This is a genomic window from Rhodoferax potami, from assembly GCF_032193765.1.
Classification (GTDB): Bacteria; Pseudomonadota; Gammaproteobacteria; order Burkholderiales; family Burkholderiaceae_C; genus Allorhodoferax; species Allorhodoferax potami.
Window position 1 is genome coordinate 360,648 of record NZ_JAVBIJ010000001.1, and the last position, 17,210, is coordinate 377,857.

At 61.8% G+C, this 17,210-nt stretch carries 12 protein-coding genes; 6 read left to right on the forward strand and 6 right to left on the reverse strand.

The genetic code is table 11. The features are described from left to right. Genes RAE21_RS01755 through RAE21_RS01770 form a run of 4 tightly spaced genes read right to left on the reverse strand, consistent with a single transcriptional unit; the run spans position 1 to position 7,466 of the window. The gene (locus RAE21_RS01755; RefSeq protein ID WP_313879871.1) at positions 1 to 543 is read right to left on the reverse strand and encodes a penicillin-binding protein activator LpoB; all 543 of its coding nucleotides are present in this window, start codon (positions 541 to 543) and stop codon (positions 1 to 3) included. Between the two features lie 14 nt (positions 544 to 557). Beyond that, entirely contained in the window at positions 558 to 3,869 is a 3,312-nt protein-coding gene (locus tag RAE21_RS01760) for a tetratricopeptide repeat protein (RefSeq protein ID WP_313879872.1), read from the reverse strand. Further along, on the reverse strand, positions 3,866 to 4,750 hold the full coding sequence (locus tag RAE21_RS01765) for a hypothetical protein (RefSeq protein WP_313879873.1): 885 nt from the start codon (positions 4,748 to 4,750) through the stop codon (positions 3,866 to 3,868). Before RAE21_RS01765 ends, RAE21_RS01760 begins: the two co-directional genes overlap by 4 nt. After that, on the reverse strand, positions 4,713 to 7,466 hold the full coding sequence (locus tag RAE21_RS01770; RefSeq protein ID WP_313879874.1) for a bifunctional glycoside hydrolase/polysaccharide deacetylase family protein: 2,754 nt from the start codon (positions 7,464 to 7,466) through the stop codon (positions 4,713 to 4,715). Before RAE21_RS01770 ends, RAE21_RS01765 begins: the two co-directional genes overlap by 38 nt. Positions 7,467 to 7,721: 255 nt before the next feature. Between RAE21_RS01770 and RAE21_RS01775 the strand changes: the two genes are divergently transcribed. Continuing rightward, the gene (locus tag RAE21_RS01775; protein ID WP_313879875.1) at positions 7,722 to 8,375 is read left to right on the forward strand and encodes a Crp/Fnr family transcriptional regulator; all 654 of its coding nucleotides are present in this window, start codon (positions 7,722 to 7,724) and stop codon (positions 8,373 to 8,375) included. An 86-nt stretch (positions 8,376 to 8,461) separates the two neighbouring features. Beyond that, positions 8,462 to 8,722 (forward strand): hypothetical protein, encoded by a 261-nt coding sequence (locus RAE21_RS01780; protein ID WP_313879876.1) that lies wholly within the window; start codon positions 8,462 to 8,464, stop codon positions 8,720 to 8,722. 24 nt (positions 8,723 to 8,746) lie between these two features. Here RAE21_RS01780 and xdhB read toward each other — a convergent pair whose 3' ends face one another. Further along, positions 8,747 to 11,089 (reverse strand): xanthine dehydrogenase molybdopterin binding subunit, encoded by a 2,343-nt coding sequence (gene xdhB, locus RAE21_RS01785; RefSeq protein ID WP_428984052.1) that lies wholly within the window; start codon positions 11,087 to 11,089, stop codon positions 8,747 to 8,749. A 26-nt stretch (positions 11,090 to 11,115) separates the two neighbouring features. Continuing rightward, a complete protein-coding gene (gene xdhA, locus RAE21_RS01790) occupies positions 11,116 to 12,606 on the reverse strand; it encodes a xanthine dehydrogenase small subunit (RefSeq protein ID WP_313879878.1) in 1,491 nt (496 codons plus the stop codon). Positions 12,607 to 12,690: 84 nt separating this feature from the next. On the opposite strand from xdhA, the gene RAE21_RS01795 reads away from it, so the two are divergent. The 4 genes from RAE21_RS01795 to RAE21_RS01810 are packed head-to-tail and all read left to right on the forward strand — an operon-like array spanning position 12,691 to position 17,208. After that, positions 12,691 to 13,623, forward strand: a complete 933-nt coding sequence (locus tag RAE21_RS01795) for a LysR family transcriptional regulator (protein ID WP_313879879.1) — start codon at positions 12,691 to 12,693, stop codon at positions 13,621 to 13,623. A 36-nt stretch (positions 13,624 to 13,659) separates the two neighbouring features. Then, positions 13,660 to 15,210 carry an ABC transporter ATP-binding protein gene (locus RAE21_RS01800; RefSeq protein WP_313879880.1) on the forward strand — a complete coding sequence of 517 codons (1,551 nt, stop codon included), beginning with the start codon at positions 13,660 to 13,662 and terminating at the stop codon, positions 15,208 to 15,210. Beyond that, entirely contained in the window at positions 15,203 to 16,288 is a 1,086-nt protein-coding gene (locus tag RAE21_RS01805; RefSeq protein ID WP_313879881.1) for an ABC transporter permease, read from the forward strand. Before RAE21_RS01800 ends, RAE21_RS01805 begins: the two co-directional genes overlap by 8 nt. Continuing rightward, positions 16,288 to 17,208, forward strand: a complete 921-nt coding sequence (locus RAE21_RS01810; protein ID WP_313873846.1) for an ABC transporter permease — start codon at positions 16,288 to 16,290, stop codon at positions 17,206 to 17,208. Before RAE21_RS01805 ends, RAE21_RS01810 begins: the two co-directional genes overlap by 1 nt. Positions 17,209 to 17,210 lie beyond the last annotated feature (2 nt).

Sequence of the window (17,210 nt, forward strand, 5' to 3'; positions counted from 1 at the left end):
TTACTTTGCAGGTGCCACGGCGGGCAGTGGCAAGCTGGTCAGGGCGTCGCGCATGACGGCCTGCGCCACGCCGGACAGGGCTTGCCGGCTCCACCCGCTGCTGGCTGCGGTGGTGCTCCAGACGATTTGCCCTGAGCTCAGGTCTGTTACTTTGACGGTAATGCCGACAGCGGGCTCGCCGTCGAGGCCGACTTTGTAGCGCCACTCTTCAACGCTGCCGCTCACCGCGTACCGAACGCCCTGGTCGCGTGCCCACTTCTGGGCTTCTTCGCTGACTTTCCGCTCAGAGGGCTCAAACAAGCTGTCCCGTGACAGGGCTGCGGGGTAGATCTTGAGTTCCGGCACACCACGGCGACGCAACAGGTGCTCCAGCATGGACTCTGCACTCAGCGCCGCTTGCGGCGTGTCGGTATTGTTGGACAAGGGGAGCAAGGCCCAAGAGGCGCCTGCTTCCAGCGTGCCGCGGCCGGTATTGGATTCGATGGAGGTGGCGCAACCGGTCAAGGCCAGCGCAGCGGTGCACAAGAGAGTGTGGAGTTTCATCAGGGTGCTCGTGGTTAAAAGTAATTGCGGTAACGCAGGGTCAAGGTTCTGCCCGGGCCGTTGCTGCTGGCAAGGCCATCGATGTGTTGGAGTTCGATACGTATCAAGTCCCGCCCGAACACCGAGCCCGCCAGGCCGACTTGCGAGGAGTAGCCCTCGCCGGCTTGGGAGTCATGGCGCAAACAGGCATCGACAAAAGGGCGCCAGCCTCGGCTGAATCCGTTTTGCAAGCTCTGCCCGCCCAAGTTTTCGCCCATGCCAAGGCACAGGCCCCAGCTGGTGCTGCTTTCCGGCAAGAAATAGTTGGTGGTGCTGAGCGTGCCTGCACTCACGGCTTGCTGAAACGCTTCCGGGTAGCGTTGCAGCGAATCGGCACTCGGCCCGTCGTCGCGGTCGAAGACTTGTCTGCGCAAGTTGACGCGGAGTCGCCAGTCCGGATAGTCCACCCGCAGGCGGTATCCGGCTTCGAGTTCGAGAGACTGACCACGTCCGAGACCGTCACCGAGTTGGCTGTAATAGCGCTTTACTGCCGGGGTGGCTTGCAGGTTGAGGCGTTTGTCCAGCTGGGCACCGAGGGTGGTGCTCAGGCTGTCTTCTGCGCCTGCAATTTGCATGGCGGGGCTGGCCTGGCTGGCATTGCCGATGTCCAGGCGGGTGCTCCACTGAAGCCCATACGGCAGACGGAGTGACTGGCTGAGTTGCGCCCCATTCATGGTGCCCAGCTCCCGGCGCTGGAACAGGGTGAGCGCCCCGTTTTGCCCGGGGCTGGCCCATTGGAGGCCCAGGTTGTTGAGTTGCTCGGTATCGGTGAGCAGCGTTTGCAGTCCTGCATCGCCTGAGGTTTGCCGGGCTCCGGTCCAGCCCAGGGTTGCAACCAGCCCTTGTTTCACCGGCCACTGGGCATGCTGCCCGACCGAAAAGTTGCTGAAGCTGCCTGCGTTTTCGCTCTTCAGCGTGCTCTCCAGATAGGCCGCCTGGGCGGGCGCGTGCTGGCGCCAACGGTCGTACAAGGCCTCGTCATCCGGGCTGCGCGTGAGTCCATTGAATGCTGTGGTCAGTGCCTCAGCGTGCAGACCCATGGCGCGTTCGATGTCATAGCGGTTGTAGATCGGCAGTGCCTCGCGTTGGGTCTGCAGCAGGTCGTCCATGTCCCGGGTGTCTCCGGTTTGCAGGGCTACTTGGGCCCGACCCCATACGGGCGCTTGGGCCTGCTCACGGAAGCGGCGGGTCATCCACGTCCGCGCATTGACAAATTGTTCGGTGCTGATGGCCCAGGCCAATATCAGTTCGGTCGTCTCCGGGGCGGAAGCGTCGGCGGGTAGTGCCTTGAGGCTGCGGGCCCAGTCGCGGGCTTGTTGCAGTGCAGGATCACCGGGCCGGTTCAAGAGCGAAAGCCTCAAGAGCGTGCGCCATTCGGCGCTGGACATCTCGGCCTCTGTGCGCGCTGTGTCTGCTGGAAACTGCGCCCGCAAGATCAGCCAGGCATGGCGGCGCACGCGTGCGGCCATGCCTGCTTGTTGGTTGCGTTCCAGTGCGTCGGCATAGTTCAGGAGGGTGAATGCATCCTGCGGCGCCTTTGCCACGATGCGTTGGTACCAGCTGAGTGCCTGCCGTGGTTGGTTAAGCACCTGGTGGCCTGCAGCAAAGGCAGGCCAATAGTCCGCATCCCCGCCATTACTCTGGTAGTGCTTGAGGGCCACGGCTAGCTCCGCGGTGCGTTGCTGGTCTATCAAAAACCACAAGCTGCTGAGCCCCACGGTTTTGGACACCGGCTCCATCACCATGGCCCGGCGCAGATCGGCCCACGCGTTATCTGCTTGTTTCAGGCCTTGCGCATACCGGGCGCGTAGCAGCAAAAACTGGCTCGACGACTCGGCATCACTGAGTGCCGCCCCTTGCAAAAGCGCCAGCGCCTCGCCCATGCGGGTCCATTGGGCTTGGTTGGCAAACATCTCCAGCGCCTGTGTCAGCAGGGCAAAGGTACCAAAGCGGCGGTACCCTTCCAACGCGAGGTTCGCGGCCTGGTCTGTTTGTTGTACGCCGGCTAATGCCACGAGGCGGCCCCAATCGTCACTGGTAGCCGATTCACTTTTGACGTAATTGGCATAGGCCCCGCGTGCAATGTCCACGCGCTGCAGGTCCCAAGCCACTTCACCCAACAGGCGCCAGAATTCCGAGGCCTCGGGGGGCACGCGTGCTTCGTGGCTCTGCATAAATGCAAGGGCTTCCGGCAGCCGGTTGCTGCGGACGTAGACCATCACCACATCGAGCACCGCGCCCAGCGAAAAGGGGTTTGCCTGGCTGCGCAAAATTTGCAGCTGCAGCGTGCGTGCGTCATTTCCGTAGTTGCCTGCAAGGCGCGCGGCGTATTCCAGCAGTTGCAGATCACCCCGCTGCAGGTACTGGGCTTCGAAGAACAGGGAGCCTTCTGCAGGCTGTGCGGACTCTTCAAAGAGCTTCAGCACTTCCACCATTTCCGCAGCGCTGAGCGGGCGACGTTTGGCCAGCGTTTGCCATGCGCTCAAGGGGACTTGGAGGTCTTCCATCTGCCATGCGAGTCGGGCCACATTGGCCAGAGTCTCTGCGTCCCGGGCGCCTTGTTGGAAGATATAGGCCCACTGCTGCGCGGCAATCAGCGGCTGTTGGGTCCACTCCGCAACTTTCGCCAAGCGAAGGCGCCATTCCCGGTTCGCGGGAGCCATCTGCACCGCTGCACGGGCAATCTGCAGAGCCGGTTGCAAGTCCCCGGTGCTGAGCAGCACACCATAAGACAGGGCCATGTCTTCGAGGTTCAGGTTGCGCAGGGTCAGGCCCGTCGCTTTGCCGTCGTCAGGTCTATAGGACTTGGGTGTGATGATCTCTGGCGCCCTGACAGGAGCCGGCTGGGCAGGCTGGACAGGCGAGGGAGATGGCGACGAAGGGGGCGCGGGTGTCGCGGGTTTAGGCTGCAGGGGTTCTGCGGCCTGGGGGCGCGCATCTTGCGCGAGCGGGGCATTCGAGGTCCAGTTGGTCTGCAGCAGCAACTCGGGGCGCAGCACCGCGATGCGAAGCTGGGCACCCGGGATGGCGCGGCCCGAGAGGGCGCGCCGCGCCTCTTCGGTGCTACGCCAAAAGCCAGCCCGCAAGGTGAATTGATTTCCGCGCTTCTCCAAGCGGAGAAAGGGCAAATTCCGGTGCTGCTCGTAGAGGCTTTGCAAACCTTTCAGCTCCGTGCTACTGGCGATTTGCAGGGATTGGTAATCTTGGCCCGGTGTCGGGTTTTCTTGGGCCCACGCAGCGCCCCAAGCAGGGTAAAGCGCAAGGATCCAGGCATGGCGCAGGCTCAAGGTTGCGCTCCTTGCGGCTGAAAAATCAGGGCTTTGGCATAGGCGTTGGCCTCGTTCGGATAACCCGCCGCCAGGGCAACATGTGCCAGGTAGCGCAGCGTGACCCTGTCTTGCGCCAGTGCGCCCAGGTGTGTGTTCGCAGCGCTCATGGTGCGGGCGTACAAGCCGCCTGCCATCAGGGTGTCTACCCCGGCCATGAACAGCCGCCGCTTGTCGGTGTACGGTTCTGTTTGCTGCTGTGCCATGAAGTAATACCTTGCCGCTTGCTCATAGTTGCCACGTGCCAAGCCGCGCACGGCATAACGTTCCAAGGCATCAGGGCCACTGGATTTCTGGGTTTTTGCGATGAACTGCAAACCCGCATCTGGGTTGTCGAGCGTGAAGGCCAGATCTGCAAACTTCTGGGCCATGCTCTCTGTCATTGGGTCTGCGAGCGCCGGATCCAGAAACGCGGGCAGTCCTTGGCGGAGTTCAGCCAGTTGCTCGGCGTTGGTGCTTTTTTGCAAGCGGCGGTCATAAGCGCTCAGCAAAATTGTGCGGGCAGCGGTGCGTTGACGCAGGTCGCCCTCTGCTGCGGCTGAGAGCAGCATCAGTCTCAGGGTCGGCAGGTCCAGTTTCTGTTGCTGCACGCGTGCGAGCAGCAAGGCAACATCGAGGTTGCCGGCACTGGCCCGGTACAGGTTTTGAATGTAGGACAGTGTGAGCTCATCGAGCGTTTCTTGCTCGTAAAGCTTGGCTACCAGTTCCTTGCGCGGAAACACGACAGCCAGAAGAGTCAGCACCATGAAGCCGATGAGTAGCAGTTGCCAACCCGTCGCCAGCTTCAGGCGTGGAATCTCTCCATCAATTCCTGCATAGCGCTTCGAGCGATGGGGCAACATGTTCAGTGAGTTCAAAGTGAGAGAAGGAGCCTTCCTGGCGGAGGGGCGTTAACTTGCGGTTGCCCAGGCGCACATCGCAGTCCTGAACATTCTTCAGGGTGAATTGCAGTGGCACATGGCCGCTCAAACTCCAGCGCACGCCGGTGGAGGCGTGTTGCACGTCGGTCACCCGGGCATTGGCAGACACTAACAGCGGCCGGTTGGTTGGTGCGCCGGGCGACGCTACCCAGGACACCGAATCTGTATGCAAGTGGACATACCGGTCGCCACTATCCGCGGTGTAGCCGGCAATTCCCCGGCTGGACTCGAGGTCCGGCAATGGCACCGCGGCAGGGAGCCGGAGGCTGCGCAGTGCACTCGCACCCCGGATTTGCCATCCTTGAGGGGTTCTGGCGATCGACAAGTCCTGAAAATCCATCACCTTGCGCGCATAGTCGGCAATGTGCACCGGCGTGACTGGCTGGCTCAGCGCGTACTGGAAAATTTTGTCCAGGGTTTGTACGCCGGCACGCTTGGTCGCCAGATACGTGTGAAAGTAAATATTGATGGGCTTGAGTCTGCGCGGGGACTCGGTGAGTTGGAAGGTTTCAATCACCCGCTCAAACTCGTAATACGGACCCAGCCAGTTGTTGGTGTAAACGTTTTCGTTCTGGTTGGGTGCAAAAACCTGAAAACCACCGGCCCGCTGCAGGCCCAGACCCTCGACGTAAGTGAGGCTCGGGTTCGAGCGTGTGGCTACTGTGTCGCCGCCATTCATGTTGACAATGCCCGCGGCCGCTACTGCGCGCAGCGCTTCGCTGGTCGGGATGCAGTCGCCGGTCCAGAGGAATACTTCCACCTTTTTCCCGCGCGGGGCCAAGCGGCGCTCAATGTAGGCGATGGACCCATCGACCTCGCGTTTCACATCGAAGCGGTAACCGGGGATGCGCAGGTTGTAGCTGTCCGAGCCTTCACCCGCGCTGGCCTTGTACCAGAAGAAGGGGTGGGAGTAGCTGTGGGATGCGATGGCCACATGGGGCGCTGCAAAGATCTCTTTGGCCACTTTTTCGGCAAGCGGCGAGAGACCGGGGTACAGGCCGTCCGGTGCAATTTCAGCTTCAATGACCGAGATAGTCATCGGCAGCGCGTATTTGCGCACCACACGGTCACGGACCATTTCACCGGCGATGGGGTTGCCCGGCGTTTCGGAGCGGCTGATAAAGCCATCGCCGTCCATGTGGATCATGAGCATGCGTTTGCCGGATTCGGTGGTGGTGTCCGGGATGGGCATCTCTGGCAGGCGCAGCGCCTGGCTCAAGAAGTCAAACGGGTTCACCACCCAGCGGCTGCCCAGTTCGCCGGGCAGAACCGAGGTCACAAACGGCGAGCTCACAAAGCCACCCCATGGGGTGATGGCCGCTGCTTGCTGGGTGCGATCGGCCTGCATCAGCACCAGCAGAGGCTGTGCGCCCTCGACAGTCATCCCCGCAAAGCTGTCAAGCGCAGGCGTTGGCGCCCGCTCAAACCCCATGATCCCGCTTTGTTGCACCACGGTGATCGGGGCAATTGCACCGGAGGTGGGCGTGAGGGTGATGCCCAAAGTGCTGCGCAAATTGCTGTCGAGCAGGGTGCCCGGCATGTTGAGCCATGCCACGGGTACCGTGTCTTGCACTTGTTTGCGCAGCCAGCCCGACAAGCGCTGCTGCTCTGCGGTGGTGGCTGGGACCGTTTGCCAAATCACTATGCCCGCATACCGCCCTTTCAAGGGGTGGTCGGGTAGCTGGCTGGCGTCGACAAACTCCGGCACATAGCCCAGATAGTTCAGTGGCAGCGACAGCATGCGCACGGGATCGAGGTAGCGCAGCGAAGCCTCATTGACCGGTGTGCTGTGTACGACCAGTACCTTTCGCGGCATGGCTTCGACGCTGCCAACCCCAATGCTGGTGAGGTCGGGCGTAGTCACCCAAGGGGTAAAGCCGAGAGCCCGGATCTGCTCCGCGGTGGTGCGGGCCAATGCCCTGTCGTTTGCGGGCACGTAGTCGATCGCGAGGACCGGCAAACCATAGGTGTTTTTGACGGTCGAGAGTTGCCCCATTAACCATTCGCGGTCTGCCCCGGGCACCGGCCGGAAGCGGTTTTTTCCGGCATCAAACCCTTGAAACAGGGACTCTGCCGCCACCATGTCCACGAGTGAATGGGTCTTGCCGAGGATTTCGAAGCCGCGGTTGAAAATCAGCTTGGCTTGGGGATACCGTCGTTTGACCTCGCGCACCAGTTCAACCATGCCCGCTTCTTGTAAAGAGCGGCTTTCGGGCGTTTTGGAAAACAGGTGGTAAGAGTCCAGCGTGTCGAAAAAGAAACTCCGGTAGCCGGCGGCCCACAAAGGCTGGATCACGCGTTCTGCAAAGAAAACAGGCCACCCGGGCTGGGCTTGGTCAATCAGCCGGCTGCCCCAGTCTTTGTTTTCACCTTTGATCCAGGCCGCAGGAATGGCGGCGGCATAGGGTCGGCTGGGCTGTACTTCGCCCACCGCCACATAAGCTGCCAATTCGGGCGGACCATTTTTTATGGAGCGAGGCTCCGGCACATGGCCGGGATCCACCACCACCCGGTCAAACGCGCGCAGGAGTTCCCACGGTGGAGAGGCACCGTAATAAAGAGCCACGGAAGGACTGGCAGCGCTGGCTTGAGCCGCACAGGCGAAAGCAGCCAGCAAGCGGAAGAAGAGCTTTTTCATTTTTTAGTGTGGCCTTATCGAAAACGTAGGCCATCAGGCTGAGGTAACGCACAGACCGCTTGAGCGAATCTGTAGTCGTAAACCCCTAGATGTGTGACGCGCGCAATCTTACGTGTCGTTACAGATTGTTTCTAGTTTTTTTAGGGTCGCAGAGTGCGGTTTTTCACAAAGTTGCGGTTTTTTTGCGAGGCGGCGTGCGCCAAACCATTGATCTGTCTCAAAGCGCAGCCCGGCGTCGGCGGGCATAGTGGTGCCATGCTGTCACCCTCATCTACTCCTCCCCCTTCGTTTCTGGCCAGTGCACGCCTTGAACGCTGTGCGGCGGGCACCGTCCTGTTAAGTCGCGGTGACCCGACGGTGGCGGCTTGGTATCTGGAAAGTGGTCTGGTGCTCACGGGAATCAGCGGTGAGCCGGGTAGCCGCGACGAGCTGCTGGAGCATCAGCTCGGTCAGATGCAGGGCCCCTGTTGGCTCAACCCGACAGCTGCAGTGCTATCGCTGCCCGCCGTTGTGGACGTGGTTGCCCAGACGGAGGTGGTATTGCGCAAGATGCCGATGGCTGAATTCCAGGCAGCCCTGGCCGCCAACCGCCAACTCAGCACCACCATGCTGACCGGCTTGGCCCAGGCGCACCGCGAACAAACCGAACTGGCGGTGAGTCGCCTGGCCAAGGGCGCCGAGGCGCGTTGCGCCGAATGGCTGCTGCAACATGCCGAATCGAATGACAAGGGTGGTTGCGCCGTGCAGCTGCAACAGCGCAAACGCCTGATTGCTGCACAGCTGGGCATTGCACCCGAGACGCTCTCCCGCGTGCTGCGCCACCTGCGGGAACGCAGCCTCATCAGCGGCTCAGGCCGCACGGTGAATCTGGTAGACCCCAGCGGTTTGCGAACGCTTGCCGGGGTGTAATCGCCACTTACATTTCGCAGCCTTTGCTCGCAGGCGCGACTGCGAATAGTTGCTACATTGCAGCGGTCTTTTCTACCGATGCACTTATGCGCAACTTGCTCAAGCTCTGGATCTTCCTTTTGACGTTGGGTATCTGGCCTGTTGCCACGGTGGTGTTCGTGGTCACCGTGGCATGGTCTTCCCCGGGCAACGCGGGCTGGCAACTCTGGCTACTGCCAGTCGGCATGGGCATCGCCATGTGGGGCGGAGCCCGGGCATTGAGCGAGGGCGGGGTCCGCTGGCCGGCATTCTTGGTCGCCCACTTGCCGTTCGCTGCGTGGTTGGTCTGGGCCCGCTACGGCGGGTGAGGGGCAGGCCCCAAACCTTCGTGCTCAGTCCTTGAGCGCTTTCAACACATTCTCAGCCGTGGCCGGCGCCGTGAGTTGCACGGTGGCACCCGGGCCTTTGGCTTGGGCTACCGCATCGCGCAAGGCTTCAAACACGCTGATGCCCAGCATGAAAGGTGGCTCGCCCACGGCTTTGCTGCCGAACACGTTGTCTTCCCGGTTGGGTTCGTGCCAAAGGTCCACCTTGAAGTGCTCGGGCACATCCGCCGCGGTGGGAATTTTGTAGGTGCTGGGCGCGTGGGTGCTGAGGTAACCCTTGTCGTTCCAGACCAGTTGCTCCGTGGTGAGCCAGCCCATGCCTTGCACAAAGGCGCCTTCAATTTGCCCCACGTCGATGGCGGGGTTGATGCTGCGGCCCACGTCGTGGAGGATGTCCACTTTGAGCACCTTGCTTTCGCCGGTGAGGGTGTCGATCACCACTTCGGTGCACGCTGCACCATAAGCGAAATAGTAAAAGGGCCGGCCGGTCAGCGTCGTCTTGTCGTAGTGGATTTTGGGGGTGCGGTAAAAGCCGTCGCTCCAGAGTTGGATGCGGTTGGCATAAGCCATTTTCACCACGTCGTCGAAGCTGCGGGTGGTGGTGGGCGAGAACACTTCGCCATGCTTGAAGCGCACGGCCCCTGCACCGCAGCCATCGAGCCCGGCCACAAAGGCGGCCAGGTTGTCGCGCACATTGCGGGCGGCAAACTGGGCCGCGCGGCCGTTGAGGTCGGTACCCGCACTGGCTGCAGTGGCCGAAGCATTAGGCACTTTGCTGGTGTCGCTGGCGGTGCTGAGCACCCGGGTGAAGGGAATGCCCAATTCGTCCGCCACGATCTGGGCGACCTTGGTATTCAGGCCCTGACCCATCTCGGCGCCGCCATGGTTCACCTGCACGCTTCCGTCGGTGTACACATGCACCAGCGCGCCAGCTTGGTTAAACAGCGTCGCCGTAAAGCTGATGCCGAACTTGACCGGCGTAATGGCGATGCCGCGCTTGAGCACCGGGCTGGTCTGGTTCCATGCCGAAATAGCCTCTACCCGCCGTCGATACTGCGCAGATAGCTCCAATTTTGATAGCAAGGGATGGAGGATGTTGTCCTCCACTTTCATCTGGTAGTGGGTGGTGTCGCGCCTCTGGTCGGTGCCTGCAATGGCCTCATCGCTGTAGAGGTTGCGCATGCGCACATCCAGCGGGTCGAGGTTGAGCGCACGTGCGATGTCGCCCATCACCGCCTCAATCAGCACCACGCCCTGCGGGCCGCCGAAGCCGCGGAAGGCGGTGTGGCTCTGGGTGTTGGTTTTGCAGCGGTAGGAGGTGATGTCCACATCCTGCAGGTAGTAGGCGTTGTCGGTGTGGAAGATGGCGCGGTCCGCCACCGGGCCGGACAGGTCTGCGCTGAAGCCGCAGTTAACAGCCATTTGCAGTTTGAGGGCGGTCAGGCGGCCGGTATCGTCAAAGCCCACGCTGTATTCATACGCAAAGGGGTGACGTTTGCCGGTGACCATGAAGTCGTCGTCCCGGTCCAGCCGCAGCTTCACGGCGCAGCGGTTTTTGGCCGCCGCAATGGCAGCCCACACGGCCAGATGGCCGGCCTGCGTTTCCTTGCCGCCGAAGCCGCCGCCCATGCGCCTGCATTCCACCTTGACGGCGTGGTTGTCGATGCCCAATGCGTGGCTCACCCAGTGCTGCACTTCACCGGGGTGCTGGGTGCTGCTGTAGACCACCCACTGGTTCTGCTCCTGCGGCAGCATATAGGCAATCTGGCCCTCCAGGTAAAAGTGTTCCTGCCCACCAACTTCCAGCGTGCCGTGCAAGGTGTGGGGCGCGCTTTTCAGGGCCGCATCCGCATCACCGCGCCGCACGTTGACCGGCGGCAGCACAAAGCTTTGGGCGCGGATGGATTCCTGCACCGACAGGATGGCCGGCAAGGGCTCGATCTTGAGTTGCACTTTCCGGGCGGCATGGCGGGCCTGCATCACCGTTTTGGCAAGCACCACGCCCACCACTTGGCCGACGAACTGCACGGTGTCCAAGGCAAACACCGGCTCGTCGCCGGCAAAGGCGGCCAGCATGGGGTCGCCGGGAATGTCCTCCGCCAGCACCACGTCCACCACGCCGGGCATGGCGCGCGCTGCCGTGCTGTCCACGCCCAGCAGCTTGCCGTGCGCGTGGGTGGAAAGGATGGGCGCGGCATACAAGGTGCCGCGTACCTCGGGCAGGTCGTCGATGTAATGCACCGCACCGGCCACCTGGGCCACGGCGCTTTCATGGAACTGGTTGACGCCGGCGGCCGGGCCGCGGGGGGCGGGCACGGCGGCGGCGACCTCGGGCGAGAGCGTAGGCATGAGCGTTGAAATCATAGGGGGGGCAGTCATGCGGCTTCTCCTGTCAGCACGTAGCTATCTAGATTGATGGCCGTGAGGCCCTGGCTTTCCAGCCAGTAGCGCTGTAGCAGGTTGCCCAGCACCTCCACCCGGTAGGCGCTGCTGGCGCGCATGTCGGAAATCGGGCTGAACTCGGACCGCAGGGTGGCCTGGGCGGCTTTCACCGTGGCGGGGTTCCAGGGTTTGCCCAGCAAGGCAGCTTGTGTCTTGAGCGCACGCACTGGCGTGGCCGCCACACCACCGACCCCGATGCTGGCGTGGGTGACAATGTCGCCTTCGATATGCAGGTTCAGCGCGAGGCAGACGGCAGAAATATCGTCTTCAAAGCGTTTGGAAATCTTGTAAACGCGTGACCGCTCGTGGGGCACGGCCTTTGGCACTTTGATCCAGGCCAGCACTTCGTCCGGCGCCATGACGTTCTGGCGGTAGCCGGTGTAGAGGTCTTCCAGGCGCAGTTCGCGGTGCACCGCTTTGGCCTTGTTGCCTTTGCCGCGCCAAGCCATCAGCACCACGCTGGCGCCCAAGGCAATTAGCAGCGGCATGGAGTCCCCGATGGGCGAGCCATTGGCCACATTGCCGCCTAGCGTACCTGCATTGCGCACCGGAAGGCCGGCAAAGCGGCTGGCAAAAGTGGCCAGCTGCGGCCGGTCAGCCACCAGGGCGGCAAACGCATCCGTCAGGGTGACGGCGGCGCCTATGGCGATGTGGTGCGGATACTGCTCCACGCGTCGCAGTTCAGCCACTTGGGTCACATCCAACACGCGCGGAAAGTCCTTGTGCATTTTGGTGACCCACAGGCCTACATCGGTGCAGCCAGCGACTATTTGCGCTTGCGGATACTGGGCCCGCGCCGCCAGCAAGGCGGGCAGGGTGGTGGGGGATATATAAGAAGAATCGACCTTTAGCGCCCGTCCATCCTGCGCAAGCAGCTCCAATTTTGATAGCGTTTCGGCTTCGCGCAGGTCTACGGCGGGTTGGCCCAGCATGGTCTGGGCAGCATCCAGGATAGGGCGGTAGCCGGTGCAGCGGCACAAATTCCCGCTCAGTGCGTGCAGCGCGTCGTCCCGGGTGATGGGGGCGCCGGCATGGGCATGGTGGCGGTACAGGTCAAACAGGCTCATCACAAAGCCGGGGGTGCAAAAGCCGCATTGCGAGCCGTGGCATTGCACCATGGCTTCTTGCGCAGGGTGCAAGCGGCCGTCGTCGGCGGCAATGTCTTCCACCGTCCACAGTGCCTTGCCGTTCAGGCTGTGGGCCATCTTGATGCAACTGTTTACTGCCTTGGTCTGCAGTTCGCCGTTGACCGATTCGCCCACGACGACGGTGCAGGCACCACAGTCCCCTTCGTTACAGCCCTCTTTGGTGCCCGTGCAGTGCAGGTCTTCGCGCAGCACCTCGAGCAGGGTGCGGGTGGGGGGAACGCCATGCAGCGTGACGATTTCGCCGCGGCGTACAAACTTCAATGGGGTGGTGGTCATGCGTGTTTCCTCGTGCGGGAGGGTAATCCGGGTGTTGTTCCGTTTCCATACGCATTAGCATATGGGTCCAATTGAACGCTGTGTATGAGAGACCAATCCCTTTTCGACAAGATAGACCTTCATTTGATCAGGGTCCTTCATACCGTGTTAACCGAGCGCAGCGTTTCGAAAGCCGCCATCCGTCTGGGCATGCACCAGCCGGCGGTCAGCGCATCGCTCAAGCGGCTGCGAGACTTTGCCGGTGACCCCTTGTTGGTGCGCTCCGGCTCCGGCATGGTACCCACCGATACGGCGCTGCGCATGCTCGAGCCCAGTGCCAGCATTTTGCGTGCCGCCGAGATGTTGTTCTCCGATGCGCGAGGGTTCGAGCCCGATGCCGCTCGCAATACCTTCCGCTTGGCCGCCAGCGATTATTTGGACCCCCTGTTTCTTCCGCGCCTGGTCGCACAAATCAAGGAGCAGGCGCCTTTTGCGGAAATAGAAATCCACCCGCTGAGCGGTGCCTCTGACTACCGCACCCAGTTGGCGCAGGGTGATATTGATGTGGTCATCGGCAACTGGCCCCAACCGCCGGACGACCTTCATTTGGGCCGCCTTTTCGGGGACGAAGTGGTGTGCCTGGTGTCTAACAAGCACCCCGCCGTGCGCCGTGGCTGGGACCAGACCCAATGGCTGGAGGCCGAGCACATTGCGCCCGGCGCCACCCACCCGGGTGCCAAAGGAGTGATTGACGAGCACCTGAGCGGCCTCGGTTTGCAGCGGCACATTGTGGCCCGTTGCCCCCATTTCAGCCTGATTCCGGGCATGGTGGCATCAACCTTGCTCGTGTTAACTACCGGCCGCCAGTACTGTGAACGTTTTGTGGACACCCTACCGGTGACAATAATGCCTTGCCCTGTGCAGTTCCCCCGCATGATGTACTACCAGCTCTGGCACGCCCGCACGCACACGAGTGCGTCCAATAGGTGGCTGCGCGAGCGCATCAAGTCGGTGGCGGCCGAGCTTCGCAAAGAATAATTAATACAACCCGTTCGTATGGAATCTTCTCCTCCCATGCCTGTCGTCCCTCGGCTGCAATTGACAGGCATCACCAAAGCCTACCCGGGCGTGATCGCCAACAGCGACGTATCGCTTACCGTGCTGCCCGGCCAGACCCACGCCGTGCTCGGCGAAAACGGTGCCGGCAAGTCCACCTTGATGAAGATTATTTACGGTTCCATCAAGCCCGATGCCGGCCAAGTGCTGTTCAACGGCAAGCCTGTCAACATTCGCAACCCCAAAGAAGCGCGGGCGCTGGGCATCAGCATGGTGTTCCAGCACTTCAACCTGTTTGACACCATCACAGTGGCGGAAAACGTGTGGCTAGGTCTGGACAAGGCGCAAAGCCTGGAGCAGGTTACCGCCAGCATCACCGCCAAGGCGGCCGAATACGGTCTGGACATCGACCCCAGCCGCCCGGTGCACACCCTGAGCGTGGGTGAGATGCAGCGGGTGGAAATCATCCGCGCCTTGCTGACCAACCCGCAGTTGCTGATCTTGGATGAGCCCACCTCGGTGCTGACCCCGCAAGCGGTGGAAAAGCTGTTTGTGGTGCTCAAAAAGCTGGCCTCAGAGGGCTGCAGTATTTTGTATATCTCACACAAATTGCACGAGATCCGCGAGTTGTGCAACGCCTGCACCGTGCTGCGCGGCGGCAAGGTCACCGGGGTGTGCAATCCGGCCGAAGAATCCAACGCATCTCTGTCCCGCCTGATGATCGGCGCGGAACCGCCGCAGCTGGAGCATCGCCCCCAACAAGCCGGCTCGCCAGTACTCACCGTTAAAAACCTGAGCCTGGCCCGCGAAGACCAGTTCGGTGTAGATCTAAACGGTATTTCGCTCACGGTGCATGCGGGTGAGGTGGTGGGCATTGCGGGTGTGTCCGGCAATGGCCAAAGGGAGCTGCTCTACGCCCTGTCGGGTGAAGACGTGCGCGCGCCCAAGGGCAGTGTGAGCATGGGTAAGGCCGATGTGTCTTCCATGCACCCCGGCGGCCGGCGCAAGCTGGGCCTGCACTTTGTGCCCGAGGAACGATTGGGCCGTGGTGCGGTGCCTACCCTGAGTCTGGCGCAAAACATGTTGCTGACCCGCACCGAGTCCATTTCTGCGCCCAAGTTCGCCGGCGGCTGGATCCGGGTGCGCCAGTTGGAAGACCATGCCGCGCGCATCATCAAGGCCTTCAACGTCAAGGCCAATGGCCCCACGGCTGCGGCGCGCTCGCTCTCCGGCGGTAATTTGCAGAAGTTCATTGTGGGCCGCGAGATCGATGCAGCGCCCAAGCTGTTCATCGTGTCCCAGCCCACCTGGGGCGTGGACGTGGGGGCCGCAGCGCAGATCCGCGGCGAAATTCTAGCCCTGCGGGATGCCGGCTGCGCAGTCCTCGTGGTGAGCGAAGAGCTCGACGAATTGTTTGAGGTGAGCGACCGCCTGCACGTGATTGCACATGGTCGGCTGTCGCCATCGGTGCCGGTGGCGGAAGCCACGGTCGAAAAGATTGGGGAATGGATGAGTGGATTGTGGGAAGGCTCCGGCGCAGCCGCTGCTGTGGAGGTGGCCCATGGCTAAAGCCGGATTGAAACTCGAAGCCCGGCCCCAGCCGTCCAAAGCTTGGGGCTACGGTTCGCCGGTGCTCGCGCTACTGGTGACGGTGCTCATCGGTATCGTGCTGTTCATGGCACTGGGCAAAGACCCGGTGCGGGGTCTGTTGGTGTTTTTCTGGGAGCCTATCAAGAGCGGTTACGCCCTGGGTGAACTTGTGGTCAAGGCGACCCCATTACTGCTGATTGCGCTGGGGCTGGCGGTCTGTTTCCGCTCGAATGTGTGGAATATCGGAGCCGAGGGGCAGTACATCATTGGCGCGGTGGCGGCCAGTGGTGTGGCCTTGCTGGCCGAAAAAACCACCGGGGGCTGGATTGTGGTGCCCGTGGTGATAGCGGGCATTGCCGGGGGCATGGCCTGGGCCGGGCTCACCGCCTTCTTGCGCGACAAATTCAACGCCAATGAAATCCTGGTTAGCTTGATGCTGGTGTACGTGGCGGTGCAGGTACTGGGCTATCTGGTCTACGGGCCCTGGAAAGATCCTTTGGGCTACAACTTTCCGCAAACCAAAACCTTTGAGGCGGCCACCCGCATTCCACGGCTGTTTCAGGGCTCCCGCATGACGATCGGCGTGGTGTTTGCGGTGGTGGCCGTGGCTGGTATTTGGATTTTTCTGTTCCGCACACGTGCCGGGTTTGCCCAGCAGGTCGGCGGGTTGGCGCCTGCCGCTGCCCGATATGCCGGTTTCTCATCACGCAAAGCGCTGTGGACCGCCTTGCTGGTATCCGGCGGCATGGCGGGCTTGGCTGGCGCGCTGGAAGTGGCAGGCCCCATCGGCCAGCTCACCCCCTATGTGCCGGCCGGCTACGGCTTTGCGGCCATCATCGTGGCCTATGTGGGGCGCCTGCATCCGGTGGGTATGATGTTTTCGGCGCTGCTGATGAGCATGTTTTATATCGGTGGCGAGCTCGCCCAGTCCCGTTTGGGGCTGCCCAAGTCTCTGACAGGTGTGTTCCAGGGCTTGCTGTTGTTCAGCCTCTTGGCTTGCGATACGTTGGTGAATTACCGCCTCAAATGGGTCTCCGCTGCAGGAGGTAAAAAATAATGGATGCGTATGCACTGCTGATCGCAGCAACTCTGAATGCCGGCACGGTGCTGGCCATTGCCTCGCTCGGCCTGTTGATCAACGAAAAAGCCGGCATCGTCAATCTAGGTGCCGAGGGCATGATGCTGTGCGCCGCTATTGCCGGCTTTGCGGCGGTGGTGCACACCGGCAGCGATGTGGCGGGTTTCATGGCCGGTATTGCCGCAGGTGCGGTCATGGCAGCCATCTTCGGTGTGCTGGTGATCTGGCTCAACACCAACCAATACGCCACCGGCTTGGCCCTGAGCCTCTTCGGCGCGGGGTTCTCTGCGTTTGCAGGGATTTCGTATGTTCAGGAAAAAATGCCCGATCGGCCCAGCTTCGCGATTCCCGGCCTCTCGGACATCCCGTTTGTGGGCCCCGCCTTGTTCAAACACCACCCGATGGTGTACCTGACGGTACTGTTTGCACTGGGGTTGATCTGGTTTTTGTACCGCACCCGTGCCGGTTTGATTTTGCGCAGCGTGGGCGAGAGCCCTGAGTCTGCGCATGCACTGGGGTACCCGGTGCGCGCCATCCGCTTAGGCGCCGTAGTGTGCGGCGGCGCACTGTGCGGTTTGGCGGGTGCGTATATATCTGTGATTTACACCCCCTTGTGGGTCGAGGGCATGGTGGCCGGCAAAGGCTGGATCGCGTTGGCTCTGACCACTTTTGCCACTTGGCGCCCGGCACGGGTGTTGCTTGGAGCCTATTTGTTCGGCGGCGTGACCATGTTGCAGTTTCATTTGCAGGGTATCGGCGTCGAAGTGCCCAGCCAGTTCTTGACCATGTTGCCGTATCTTGCGACCATCGTGGTCTTGGCTCTTATTTCGCGCAATCCGCGTTGGATCCGGATTAACATGCCGGCCTCTATTGGCAAGCCGTTTTATCCGGGTTCCTGACG

What these genes read in the sequence shown, in the direction of transcription:
- xdhA (WP_313879878.1), bottom strand. Translation starts at nt 12,606, where the DNA reads ATGACCACCACCCCATTGAAGTTTGTACGCCGCGGCGAAATCGTCACG.
- xdhB (WP_428984052.1), bottom strand. Translation starts at nt 11,089, where the DNA reads ATGCCTACGCTCTCGCCCGAGGTCGCCGCCGCCGTGCCCGCCCCCCGC.
- RAE21_RS01770 (WP_313879874.1), bottom strand. Translation starts at nt 7,466, where the DNA reads ATGAAAAAGCTCTTCTTCCGCTTGCTGGCTGCTTTCGCCTGTGCGGCT.
- RAE21_RS01765 (WP_313879873.1), bottom strand. Translation starts at nt 4,750, where the DNA reads ATGTTGCCCCATCGCTCGAAGCGCTATGCAGGAATTGATGGAGAGATT.
- RAE21_RS01800 (WP_313879880.1), top strand. Translation starts at nt 13,660, where the DNA reads ATGCCTGTCGTCCCTCGGCTGCAATTGACAGGCATCACCAAAGCCTAC.
- RAE21_RS01775 (WP_313879875.1), top strand. Translation starts at nt 7,722, where the DNA reads ATGCTGTCACCCTCATCTACTCCTCCCCCTTCGTTTCTGGCCAGTGCA.
- RAE21_RS01780 (WP_313879876.1), top strand. Translation starts at nt 8,462, where the DNA reads ATGCGCAACTTGCTCAAGCTCTGGATCTTCCTTTTGACGTTGGGTATC.
- RAE21_RS01805 (WP_313879881.1), top strand. Translation starts at nt 15,203, where the DNA reads ATGGCTAAAGCCGGATTGAAACTCGAAGCCCGGCCCCAGCCGTCCAAA.
- RAE21_RS01755 (WP_313879871.1), bottom strand. Translation starts at nt 543, where the DNA reads ATGAAACTCCACACTCTCTTGTGCACCGCTGCGCTGGCCTTGACCGGT.
- RAE21_RS01810 (WP_313873846.1), top strand. Translation starts at nt 16,288, where the DNA reads ATGGATGCGTATGCACTGCTGATCGCAGCAACTCTGAATGCCGGCACG.
- RAE21_RS01795 (WP_313879879.1), top strand. Translation starts at nt 12,691, where the DNA reads ATGAGAGACCAATCCCTTTTCGACAAGATAGACCTTCATTTGATCAGG.